This window comes from Pseudomonas fluorescens (assembly GCF_001307275.1).
In the GTDB taxonomy this organism is placed as follows: Bacteria; Pseudomonadota; Gammaproteobacteria; order Pseudomonadales; family Pseudomonadaceae; genus Aquipseudomonas; species Aquipseudomonas fluorescens_AA.
Map to the genome: position 1 here is coordinate 6,946,540 of NZ_CP012831.1, position 11,400 is coordinate 6,957,939.

Annotated in this window: 10 protein-coding genes and 1 pseudogene; 4 read left to right on the forward strand and 7 right to left on the reverse strand. The window is 57.5% G+C overall.

The genetic code is table 11. The annotated features are described in order from the left end of the window. Positions 1 to 20: 20 nt before the first annotated feature. The 5 genes and pseudogenes from AO356_RS29895 to AO356_RS29915 all read right to left on the reverse strand — a co-directional run bounded on the left by AO356_RS29895 (position 21) and on the right by AO356_RS29915 (position 5,582). Positions 21 to 2,150, reverse strand: a complete 2,130-nt coding sequence (locus AO356_RS29895) for a chemotaxis protein CheA (protein WP_060742937.1) — start codon at positions 2,148 to 2,150, stop codon at positions 21 to 23. Between the two features lie 16 nt (positions 2,151 to 2,166). Continuing rightward, a complete protein-coding gene (locus AO356_RS29900; protein WP_060742938.1) occupies positions 2,167 to 2,484 on the reverse strand; it encodes an STAS domain-containing protein in 318 nt (105 codons plus the stop codon). A 32-nt stretch (positions 2,485 to 2,516) separates the two neighbouring features. Continuing rightward, positions 2,517 to 2,885, reverse strand: a complete 369-nt coding sequence (locus tag AO356_RS29905; protein ID WP_013692986.1) for a response regulator — start codon at positions 2,883 to 2,885, stop codon at positions 2,517 to 2,519. 11 nt (positions 2,886 to 2,896) lie between these two features. Next, positions 2,897 to 3,499, reverse strand: a pseudogene (locus tag AO356_RS33560) (methyl-accepting chemotaxis protein); the annotation flags it as partial. Positions 3,500 to 4,328: 829 nt separating this feature from the next. Next, positions 4,329 to 5,582, reverse strand: a complete 1,254-nt coding sequence (locus AO356_RS29915; protein WP_060743248.1) for an HD-GYP domain-containing protein — start codon at positions 5,580 to 5,582, stop codon at positions 4,329 to 4,331. A gap of 265 nt (positions 5,583 to 5,847) precedes the next feature. On the opposite strand from AO356_RS29915, the gene AO356_RS32470 reads away from it, so the two are divergent. Next, positions 5,848 to 6,012: an OprD family porin gene (locus tag AO356_RS32470; protein WP_237140784.1), complete on the forward strand. Its 165-nt coding sequence runs from the start codon at positions 5,848 to 5,850 to the stop codon at positions 6,010 to 6,012. On the opposite strand, the gene AO356_RS29920 is transcribed toward AO356_RS32470, so the two are convergent. Further along, on the reverse strand, positions 5,990 to 6,955 hold the full coding sequence (locus AO356_RS29920) for an AraC family transcriptional regulator (RefSeq protein ID WP_060742939.1): 966 nt from the start codon (positions 6,953 to 6,955) through the stop codon (positions 5,990 to 5,992). The genes AO356_RS32470 and AO356_RS29920 overlap by 23 nt on opposite strands. A 188-nt stretch (positions 6,956 to 7,143) precedes the next feature. Here AO356_RS29920 and AO356_RS29925 point away from each other — a divergent pair, with 188 nt between their 5' ends. Both AO356_RS29925 and AO356_RS29930 read left to right on the forward strand, forming a co-directional pair. Then, on the forward strand, positions 7,144 to 8,328 hold the full coding sequence (locus AO356_RS29925; RefSeq protein ID WP_060742940.1) for an aldo/keto reductase: 1,185 nt from the start codon (positions 7,144 to 7,146) through the stop codon (positions 8,326 to 8,328). Between the two features lie 247 nt (positions 8,329 to 8,575). Further along, positions 8,576 to 9,268 carry a hypothetical protein gene (locus AO356_RS29930; RefSeq protein ID WP_177431663.1) on the forward strand — a complete coding sequence of 231 codons (693 nt, stop codon included), beginning with the start codon at positions 8,576 to 8,578 and terminating at the stop codon, positions 9,266 to 9,268. A 293-nt stretch (positions 9,269 to 9,561) separates the two neighbouring features. On the opposite strand, the gene AO356_RS29935 is transcribed toward AO356_RS29930, so the two are convergent. Then, entirely contained in the window at positions 9,562 to 10,017 is a 456-nt protein-coding gene (locus tag AO356_RS29935) for a hypothetical protein (protein WP_060742941.1), read from the reverse strand. 280 nt (positions 10,018 to 10,297) lie between these two features. Here AO356_RS29935 and AO356_RS29940 point away from each other — a divergent pair, with 280 nt between their 5' ends. Then, a complete protein-coding gene (locus tag AO356_RS29940) occupies positions 10,298 to 11,020 on the forward strand; it encodes a hypothetical protein (RefSeq protein WP_060742942.1) in 723 nt (240 codons plus the stop codon). Positions 11,021 to 11,400: the final 380 nt, after the last annotated feature.

Below are 11,400 nucleotides of genomic sequence, written 5' to 3' on the forward strand. Positions count from 1 at the left end.
ATGCTGTACTCCAGGGAAAACTATTGAGTCAATTCAGGGCTGAGGGTCGTACCGTGCTTCTGTCGGCTGACGACTTGCCCGAGTAGTTTGGGAATATCCAGGATCAACGCGACTGCTCCGTTCCCCAGGATGGTGAAGCCGCCCAGTCCATGAGCTGTACCGAAAATCTTGCCCAGCGGCTTGATCACCGTCTGGAACTCACCCAGCAATTGATCGACGACCAGGCCCACCCGCATCCCCGCGTAATGCACCACCACGATGTTTTCACGGCCATGGTTAGGCTCATCGATGGCGAACATCTCGCGCAGGCGCAGGACTGGAAGCACCGAGCCCCGCAGGTCGAGGAATTCTTGATTGCCGTAGTCGTCGGTCGACAGTTCGATGCACTCCTCGACCAGGTCCAGAGGCACGACATAAGAGGCATTGCCGACCCCGATCAGAAAACCATCGATGATGGCCAGGGTCAGCGGCAGGCGGATACGCACCGTGGTGCCCACGCCCTCCTCGCTTTCCAGATTGACCGAGCCGCGCAGGGCAACGATGTTCCGTTTGACGACATCCATTCCCACGCCGCGCCCGGACAGGTTGCTGACCTGGTCGGCCGTGGAAAAGCCGGGTTCGAAAATCAGGTTGAGAATGTCGCCGTCGGCCAACTGTTGCCCTTCGGCAACCAGGCCACGCTCCATCGCCTTGGCCAGGATGCGTTGCTTGTTCAGGCCACCGCCGTCGTCACTGACTTCAATGACGATGCTGTTAGCCTCGTGATAGGCGTTGAGGCGAACCGTGCCCTGCTCCGGCTTGCCACGGTCACGACGCAGTTGGGAGGCTTCTATGCCGTGGTCCATGGCGTTGCGCACCAGGTGGGTCAGGGGGTCGCCGATGCGCTCGACCACCGTCTTGTCCAGCTCGGTCTCGGCGCCAAGGACCTGCAAGGCAATGTCCTTGCCCAGTTCCTTGGAGACATCGCGCACCACCCGCTGGAACCGGTTGAATGTGCCGCCAATCTGCACCATTCGCAGGGTCAGGGCACAGTCGCGCACCTCCTCGACAAGACGCGAGAGCGAACTCGTCGTTTCAATCAACTCGCCGATACCGCTTTGGATGGCTCCCAGGTTGGCGCCAGCGCCGGCGATGATCAGTTCGCCCACCAGGTTGATCAATTGATCCAGTTTTCCGGCGTCGACCCGAATCAGATTACCTTCGGCCGGACGGGCCTCTTTTGCCACCCGGCTCTTGGTCGCGTCATCGCGCGTCGCCTGGTCTGGCACCACGGGGGCAACCGCAACGGTAGTCGACTCGTCAGGAGACGAACCGGCCAGCCATGCCTCACGGGTCACGGAACCACAGGCGACAAAGGCCTCTACCATGGCATCGGGCTCAGCTTCGAGACGGCCGATCAACGCCCGGAAACCTGCCAAGTCGCCGTTGCACGGCAACACGCAGATCTGGCTGCCCTCGCGAACAAAGTCGAAGGCCCCTTCAATGGTAGCCTGGCCGGCATCGCTGACAAACCCTAGTTCAAACCCCAGGTAACACGCTTCCGGATCCATCGTCGCGATATCCGGCATGCCATCGGTCATGCATACGACTGCACTGATTTGGCCGAAACTGTTGAGGTAGCGCAGCAACGAAAGCGGATCCATGCCGTTACGCAGGACGTCCGGACACAGGCGAAGGGACAGATGCCAACGCGCGGCACAAGCCGATTGCGGCGGCTCGATCGGTACCTGGGACAGCTCCGGTTCGTGACGGTTTTCCAGGTAACGGTTGAGACGCTCGACCAACGCCGCGCCCTGCCGCTCATGCTCTGTGGTCATGCCTTGCAAGTCACCGTGGCTGGCAAGCAATTCAATCAGCGTGCACAGGTGGTCCCGCACTTCCAGGAACAAGGCACTCAGCGACTCGTCCACCCGCAGTTCATGTCCACGGACTCGATCCAGTACGCTTTCCGCCACGTGGGTAAAGGCAACGATCGGCGTGAAGCCGAACAGGCCGGCGGAACCTTTGATGGTGTGGGCGACGCGAAACAGCGCGTTGATGGTGTCCACATCGTCCGGCGCCTGTTCGATCTGCAGCAGTGCGTCTTCCATCAGGAGCAAGAGCTCCTGGCTTTCGGCGATGAACGTCTGTAGCACGTCGTCCAGATTCATGGGCGAGCTCATGGTTTCAACCTCTCTGCTGACGAGGCGTGGCCGACTCGTCGAAAAAGTTGTGCAGCCCACTCATATCCAGTGCATCGAGCACCGCTGTGCTGGGATTACTCAGCAACAGACTGGAGCCGTGGCGCAGTGATTCCTGCTTGATCAGCACCAGCAACTGGAGCCCGGCGGTATCCATTTCGTCCACGCCCCCCAGATCCATTTCGACTTCCTGAGCCAAGGGAAACAGCTCCAGCAACAGGTCTTTGCGTTCAGCGGCGGTGTAAATGGTCAGCGGCCCTTCGAGAACCAGAATCCGACGCAGACAAGCCGTGGTGTTTGTCATGACAACCTCCTTTCCAGGGACTCTGGGCAGCGCTACGGCATGATCAGTTTGGAGACGGCGCCCAGCATCTGAGCCGGTTGGAAGGGCTTGACCATCCAGGCTTTGGCACCGACGGCCTGGCCCTGCTGCTTCATGGCCTCACCGGTTTCGGTGGTCAGCATGATCACGGGCGTGAACTTGTAGGCCGGCAGCTGTTTGGCTGCCTTGATGAAGCTCAGGCCATCCATGTTCGGCATGTTCACGTCACTGACAATCAAGTGGATCTTGCGTCCGTCGAGCTTGGTCAGGGCGTCGCGGCCGTCGACACCTTCGATGACCTCGTATCCGGCGCCCTTCAAGGTGATGCTCACCACTTGGCGAATGGAAGCAGAGTCATCGACAATCAGGATGGTTTTGCTCATGGGGAAACTCCCTAGAAAAAAGTGATCTCGGATGAAGGACTGCTCACCACAGGCTTACCGTGATGGATCGCGTGCTGTTCAGGCATCGTGTAGGTGCTTGCCAATTGCTCAAGCCAGGTATCAGCGATAATCGGGGCAGGCGTACCGCCGGCGAGGGCCAGTTGCTGGCGTTCGGCGATATGCGCATGCAGCTTGCAAAGATCGTTGTTGACCAGGGAAAGCATCTGGCCCACCCGGTCCTGGAACTGCAGGGCGACCAGTACCCCCGATATCTCGGTGGCAACGTTTTCGCTTTGCTGCTGAAGACTGCTGCTGGTATCGACGATGGCCTGGGCGTTGTGCCGGAAGTGCTCGATCACCTGGGACACCAGTTGCTCTGACTGAGCCAGGGTTTGCGAATCCTGCTGCGCCTGATGCCGGGAAAGCTCGACGGTGCGGGAGATGGCAGCATTGACAGTGTTCACCGTTTCACTGATTTTCTGCCCCGTCTCCCCGGATAAGCTGGACAGCTTGCGCACTTCATCCGCCACCACCGCGAAGCCGCGCCCGGCATCCCCTGCCCGCGCCGCTTCAATGGCAGCGTTGAGCGCCAGCAAATTGGTCTGTTGGGCGATATCACCGACGAACTTGGCCATTTCCTGCAACTGCGAAGTGAAGTCGGAAAGGAGCAAGACCTCCTTGAGCTCCGACTCCTTGCGCAAAAGCGCGTCGCGCAGGGCAACCATGATCGAATCCAGGTCCCGCTGGCCAACTTCAAGGATTTCCAGCAACCGAGCTCCCGAACTCTGGCCTGCGCCATGGGAAGCAGAAGCACTGATGTCCCCCGACAAAGTCGCGAAGCGGTTGCTCAGCTTGAGGATCGATTCCTCGCTGAGGATGCGCGCCGCTTCGATCTGGTGGCTCCAGATCGGCAGTACCTGCGCGCACACTTCGCCCAGCCCTTCATCGGGTGAAACGGCCAGCGGGAGGTGACTTGGCTGATCGTCTTGCCGGGCGTGCAAACAGCTGCTCGCTAAACGCTTGCTCCACATGCCCATGAACAGCGAGCCCAGCAGGACAAAAGCGCAACTGGCTGCACTGCGCAGGGTGAAGTCCGCGTTGATCAGAATCGCGGCGCAACCGAGCACTCCCGTCAAACCCGCAGGCAGCAGCATCAAGATCAGGGGGGAGGAAATTACCTGTCCTTTCACCTTCATCTCTCCAGTTCAGTGCGGATCCGGCGGGATCCTGCGCAAGAGCACCCACCCTTGGGATGCCCGGTTTTGTTGGCCTGAAGAGATAATGGCCAAGTAGTGGCAGCGAAACTATCGGAGCATCCTGATTTGCAGCTAAGGATTGCGGCTGCGTCGTAGGAGAATTCCTACACCCCACTGACAGCCCCCCCCAAAAACGCAAAAAAAACCAGCGACAAGCGCTGGTAAGAAAACTCAGGCTCGCACCGCGCTACCCAAAATGCGCCTCGCCGCCTTGCACCTTGCCGGCCCAGAGCGCTTCAAGGTTCTTGAAACCCCAGGTTTTCTCCGACTCGAAGCTGACAATCCTGTCCTGCCCGCAGGCCAGATCAACGCTTTCGGGCGGCAGCGGCGTGCGACTCGACGCCGAGAAGAACACCTTCACCATGGGCGTGAGCAAACATTCTGTGTGCTGTTCCATGACCACCGCCAACCTGCCGCTTTGCAGGCGCACCAACGCGCCCACCGGATAGATACCAATGCATTTGACGAAGGCGTGAAAGACTTTCTGATCGAAATGCCCAGTCCATCCGGCCATTTTTCGAATGGATTCGGCCGGGCACCAGCGATCTCGATAAGGTCGGTCGGACGTCACGGCGTCATATACATCGCACACAGCGGCCATACGCGCGAATAGGCTGATTTGGGTTCCGCACAACTTATGGGGATAGCCAGTGCCGTCCACCTTCTCATGGTGATGCAGACAAACGTCCAGCACCCGGGCCGTGAAATGCCTACTGTCGGCCAGCATCCTGGCTCCCGCCTCAGGGTGGGTGCGCATCGTCGTGTATTCGTTGTCATTCAAGGCTAATGGCTTAGCCAGGATGGCCGTGGGTATCGTCATCTTGCCCACGTCATGCAGCAAGCCAGCCAACCCGGCTTCTTCCACCAGCTGCGGTGGTAGATCCAGTTGACGAGCCAAACCAATCATCAACCCACAGACCGCGACGGAATGCATGTAGGTATATTCATCGGCGTTCTTGAGGCGCACCAGACTGAGCAGCGCGTCAGGATGACGTAGCAGCGAATCGGATATTTCACCCACCATGTCCGTGACGCGATCGAGCTTAACGATACGCCCCATTCGCAAATCGCCGAACATCTCCATGACCGCAGCCTTGGACCTGGAGCAAAGCTTGAGCGCCCTCGACAACTCTTCACTCATCGACACCCGGGGATGGGGGCCGGCGGCTTGCGCGCAAGATTGGTTAGACGCACAAGCAGGTTGCCGTCCACCATGATCCGCCTGCACAAGGCTTTCATCAGGCGCAGAGGCCGGCACATCCGCCCCCTTTGAAGGGTCGATCCATGCACCGACGATGCCCGAAACAAGGATTTTTTCCAGCACCTCTTCATTCTGGATCAGGAAGCTGTTGTTCCAGAACGGACGTTCTACACAGGAACCAGATAGCTCCTGGACATACATTCCTACGCAAAGATCGGTCACGCCGATATGTTTCAGCACGATGCAGATCCCCTTTCTATCCCCAACCGTCTTCCCTGAATTGTCCGAACTCAATCTCCAAGCGCGGTATGTCTTGGATTGGTTTCAGGATGCCACTCCGGCCTTTGAATAATAGCCATGAGCCACCCTTCAAAAAATCGGAGCAGTCCTATTTAGACTAGGAATTGAGGATGATGGCGTAGGGATTTCCCTACAAACACCGGGCATACTGGGAACGGTTTTCCAACGCGCCGCGCTGCAAAATGCCCTGATCCAGAACGGACCGTTGAAAAACCTGTCATTCCGCCTGCGCCAGGCGACCTATCGCAACTCGTTCAGTGGTGACGTCGACGACGTCAGGTTCATCACTCAGTACCCGATCAACTGTAAGACGAAGAGCCCGGAGGGCAGTCATCTCCGGGCTCCTTTCATTTTTCCCGTGCGCGCTTGATGTCTCTCGAGGGAGGCGCTCCGAAGCGCCGGGCATATTCGCGGCTGAATTGGGCAACGCTTTCATAGCCGACTCGCAACGCGGCGGTGTTCACGTCTATCCGCTCGGTCAACATAAGGCTACGCGCGGCTTGCAGCCGTAGTGATTTTTGATACTGAATGGGGCTCGTGCCTGTCAGCTTGCGAAAGCGATGATGCAGCGTGGAGCTGGCCATGCCGGATCGTTCGGCGAGGTCGGCCACCTGCAACGGTTTATCGTAGTGATATTTCAGCCATTCAACGGCTCTCACGATGCCGCTATCCCGGTAACCATCGCGAGTGACGCTGCGCAACAACTGCCCCGCTTCACTGAGCAGCAGCCTGCCGTATATCTCCCGCTTGATAAGGCCTGACATCAAGCCTGCTTCAAGTGGCCGTTCGATCAGCGTGGCCAGTCGAACGAACGCATCGAGCATCTCGCTCGTCGCCACACCGGATACGAAGCCCCGCGCCTCAGCAGCCAATTCCTGCTTTGGCGGCTCGAGGGTCAGGATCACCTCATTGAGCATGGAAAAATCGAGCTTCAACACAACGGATAAATAGGGGGTTTGCTCGTCAGCCGCGGTCACGCGAGCCAGTGTGGGGATATCGACCGATGTGACGAAAAACGTCCCTTGCCCGAACTCACAGGCTTGCTCGCCGAACGAAATCTCCTTCGCGCCCTGCAGGATAATGGCCACGCAAGGTTCATAAATGCAGTACGTGGGCGTACCTAGCTCGGCCACTCGATAAAAGCTCAAGCCTGGAATCGACGTCGTGCAAACCTCGTTCAAGCCAATTTGCAGGGTGACTTTTTCGACAAGCCGTTTGAGCGCCTGGGAGCGTTCGGTGGGCTGCACGGGGTCGCGCAAGGTCAGGGAATGCACACGGCTGAAACCGAACTGCGAGAAGGAACCGCTCGTCATCACATGCCCCCCAATTTACGGAATGTTCGAGTCTGCTGAGAGTGCGTGACCAGCACAAGAGCATCGGCAGGATTGTGCAAAAGATATGGCGAATTAGGGTCACTCGGCCAACCCTCGTTGTTCTAACTTCTAGTCCGTGAACCGGCTTCGATGATCCCGTGAAACCTTGGTGGCGAAAGGAAAGTTGGATGGACAGACGAGATTTTCTTACTTATTCGGCAGTGGGTACTGTTGCAGCCGCTTTGCTGCCAGCATCGGGTGTCGCAAGTTCGCTGGCGCCTGCCGCGGTGCCCTCTTCGCTGACGGAGCCCGGAAGCGTGATGCGTACCGAAGGACGGATCGTGCGCGCAGACCTGCCCGTCAATTTACCCTCGCATGCAATGCGATACATGACGCCTCAACGCTTTGGCATGGGCGGGACGCAGATCGGCAATATCTTTGCGCCGATCAGCGACGAACAGGCGAGCGCGGTTCTGCAGGCTGCTTGGGAGGCAGGTGTCAGGCTTTACGACACTTCGCCTTTCTACGGGTTTGGCCTGAGTGAATATCGTCTAGGCCGCTTCCTGCGCGGCAAGAATCCAGACGACTATGTGGTGTCCACCAAGGTCGGTCGCGTATTGACGGCCGCTGGTGGCCGGCGCGCGGACCATGCTATCTGGAAGTCGCCGGCGCCCTTCAACTACCGATATGACTACACCGCGGCAGGCGCGCGTCGTTCCGTGGAAGACAGCCTGCAGCGGCTGGGGCTGCCGCGTATCGATATCGTCTTTATCCATGACATCTCGCCAGATAACACCGAACTGGAAGGTGGTTGGGAAGCGGCGTATCGAATTGCGCGCTCAGGGGCGATGGTCGAGCTTGAAAAGATGCGTGATGAGGGGTTCATCAAGGCATGGGGCTTCGGAGTCAATACGCCGAATGCCGTGGTTCAGGCAGTAGCCGGTTATGACCCGACTCCCGACATCGTGTTGCTGGCCTGCCAGTATTCCCTCCTTGACCACGGCGAGGCGTTGCGCAACACCTTTCCGGCGTTGAGCAGCAAAGGCACCAGCGCTGTGGTTGGAACACCACTGAACGATGGATTTCTGGGAGGGCGCAGCCGCTATAACTTCAGCCCGGATCTGCCTGCCGGAGCGGTGGAAAAGCGCGCGCGAATCATGGCGGTTGCCAGAAAACATGGCATCGACATTCATACTGCCGCCCTGCAGTTCGCGGCAGCACATCCGCAAGTGTCCGCGATCATTCCAGGTGCCCGCTCGCCGGGACAGATCGTTTCCAATGTGCAGGCAATGAAGGTCGGTATCCCAGCAGCCTTTTGGGAGGAGCTGAAGAGCCAGGGTTTGATCGATGCTCAAGCACCGGTTCCTTCCTGATCAGGGTCTGCACCCGTGCTACCTGCTGATGTGACGCTATCGTCGCTAGCCTCATTCAACCCGAGGCGGGTTTAAAACGCCTTCTCTTGGTAGCAGCAGCGAAGCACTAGAACTTTACCGAAGCAAGCTTGAACGTCTAATCGCGGCAACCACTTGTATCCATAACGTTGAGAATTCAAGGACCTTATTCTTCAGCAAATAAACTGTGCACGCGTTCAAATAAGAACGCTAGCCTAAGGTCGTAATAATGAACAGACGAACGTCACTCCTGATTTTCGGCGGCCTACTTGCATTCTCCAGCAGTGGTCACTTACTCGCGGACACACTTGCCCTTAGCGTTCCGTTGCCTGATCCACTCCCACAGCTAAAGGTGCTGACATTCCTTGTAGGCTTACACCTGCTTGGTATGTGCTTCGGTCTCGGCGGGGCGACGATGCTAGATCTCTGGATCTTGCGCTGGATGCGCAAGGGTAGCCTCCCCGTTGAAATCGGACGCACTTTTCACTTCATCAGCGGCGCAGTCACTCTTGGACTATGCCTCCTGTGGCTCTCAGGCCTTGGTTTCCTTGCCCTTTACGCGATGGAGTCGCCGGAAAAGTTTGAAAACCCTAAACTTTGGGCGAAGGTCATTGTGGTGAGCGTCCTGACCATCAATGGAATAATCATCCACGCGTTTGTATTGCCAGAGGTACTACGCGACATGAGTCGGCCGCTGCTTTTTGGAGTCTCCCGCAGGAGAGCTACCTTGTTTCTCGCATCCGGTGCAGTTTCGGGGGTGTCTTGGTACACAGCTTTCGCCTTCGGCATTTTTCGAGAGTTAAATAATAGTGTCACACTTTCTCTATTGGTCACTATGTGGCTTACATTGATAGTAGCCGCCTCTCTTGCAGCCGTTCTACTTTATACCTTCCTGAAGCCGTTGTTAGAAGTTAGAACCTAGTGGAAGGCAGATAGCGACTTAAGTGAGCTTTAATTCCTCAGTTCGATAATGCCATGCCGTCAGAAACCATGGACGAGACGATTGAAACCCTGAACATGAAGGTCAATCGCGATCAAACGTAAGCGCCTGGCAGATACACCTTGTCTGCCATGCCTTGACCACGCTCAACCTCGATACATCCCCAAAACCGGTGGGCGCCGCTCGTGTTCGATGAGCACGCAAAACTTTCTGGCGCTGAGCTGGACGCGATAATCGGCGGCCGGCTGAGGATGAAACTGCCTCGTCGACAGGACTTACCGTACCTGGTACAGCACAGCAGCCCCTGGCTTGGGCTCGAAAGCCGGCACAGTGCGCTGCTCAAGTGGCATACCCTTGGCATCCCAAACTAAGGTGTCCGATGGATACTCGTCCTTGCGGGTCATGGCGTCGATCTGCTTGGCGATCACCTCCGAGCTTGCAGGCACCTCGGGGTTCCATTGGAATACGCCAACTCGACCGTAGAATACAGCCGGCGCGCTGGCATCGAGACGACGATCGGGACACATCACCAAGCCGCGATCAAGCATGACCCGCAACGCGCCGACAGGCACCGCCTTCACCGTGGGCGTGGTGCGCTCGGCGCTGTGGCCTGGGCAGACATTGGCCGAGCGAGTCACCATGTCCTCGACCACTTGACGATCAGATTGAGCCTGCGCCGAAAAGGCAACGGCAGACAAGGCGAGCACTACAAGATTTGACTTCCAGGGCACGCGAAACCTCCTATGGAAAAAAATACTCCAACGTTTCGGACCGCCCCCATGTAAGAACCGTCCGTTGCCCAGGGGCACTCTTGAAGACTACCAAGCCATTAGTTTGTTCCACTTGCTGATTGATAACCCTAGCGCTGGGTGTTCAGGAAAGCATCATATCGCTCCAAGGTTGTTCCCGTTTCCTCAGGATCGGACAGGTCCCTATGAATGCCCCCCACCCTCATGTTTTTTCATAGGCCGTCGATACCCTGCTAACTTCAGACGTTCAAGGAATGACGACATGACCCTTTCTATCAATTCCGTATTTATCCGGCCATCAGCCGCTCAGCTGAGCCAAACCAGCCAGCCATTGACCACCAAAACCCTCAGTGAAGACTTGCTGAAAACCAAGGTCAACATCAATCCGGCGGCGATTTACCATCCAATCAATGAAGCCCCCGCGCCGAGCCCGGAAACGGCATCGATCGAGAGCATGATCGCGCGCACCCAGTCGCCGGATTACCCGCAAATTGCCGAGGGGCACAAAAGCGCCCATCAATCGCTGAAACTTTCTTTCGAAGAGTTCCAATCAGCGTTGGCTCACACCGATCCGGATCTCGCCAAGAAGAAATTTGGCTTCACCATCGAAGCGGATGGCAGCCTCAAGGTTCTCAACAGTTCAAGCCAGCTCAGCGCGTCCGACATGGATCGGCTGAACGAGCGGCTGAATGCTTCCAGTGAGTTGAAATCGGCAGCGAGCAGCTACCGCGACGCCTCCATCGCCCTGGTGGCCGCCGACGCTACGTGGGGTGGCAACTTTACGGGTGGGTACATCCTGAACAAGGAGAACTTCGCCAACACCATCGATCTGGGTGCCCTATTCCTTAAAAAAGGGACAACCCCAAACGCTGAGACCCTGAACGGCTTCTTCTCCTCCCAGTTGTGGAGCAAGGGCGAGCGGATGACGCATGAAACAGTCACCCAGATGACCGTAGGCGCCAATAAGGTCGACGTGACGGTTTGACTAAATGATGCGCAGACTATCCAGGTAGCTGTCAGGCCAAGTGTGGGTTTTTCATTGCCTATCACCTTGAGTTAGCTGAACTCAAATGTTGGCCGGACGCTTACCAAACAAGCAACGTTGCGCGGGGACAGCCTGGTTCGGCACGTGACGTACGATCTCCAGCGCCTGCACCGTTCGCCGTTCCATCCTATCGCTCGCCCCTACGCTCATGTCTCCATATCTCCCGCCTGCAAGGGGCGGGACCGCCCCCCCGGTGAGCGAGCAGGCAACGCACGGGCTCAAGCCTGCGCGGCAGCTCTAGCCCGCGGCGGGGCGGGGAAATGATTCCGATATGACATCGTACAACCATTAAAAAATGCTTCCCATCTGCAAAAGCGCTG

Coding starts and splice junctions, on each gene's coding strand:
- AO356_RS29895 (WP_060742937.1), bottom strand. CDS start 2,150: ATGAATCTGGACGACGTGCTACAGACGTTCATCGCCGAAAGCCAGGAG.
- AO356_RS29900 (WP_060742938.1), bottom strand. CDS start 2,484: ATGACAAACACCACGGCTTGTCTGCGTCGGATTCTGGTTCTCGAAGGG.
- AO356_RS29905 (WP_013692986.1), bottom strand. CDS start 2,885: ATGAGCAAAACCATCCTGATTGTCGATGACTCTGCTTCCATTCGCCAA.
- AO356_RS29930 (WP_177431663.1), top strand. CDS start 8,576: ATGAACAGACGAACGTCACTCCTGATTTTCGGCGGCCTACTTGCATTC.
- AO356_RS29925 (WP_060742940.1), top strand. CDS start 7,144: ATGGACAGACGAGATTTTCTTACTTATTCGGCAGTGGGTACTGTTGCA.
- AO356_RS29940 (WP_060742942.1), top strand. CDS start 10,298: ATGACCCTTTCTATCAATTCCGTATTTATCCGGCCATCAGCCGCTCAG.
- AO356_RS29920 (WP_060742939.1), bottom strand. CDS start 6,955: ATGACGAGCGGTTCCTTCTCGCAGTTCGGTTTCAGCCGTGTGCATTCC.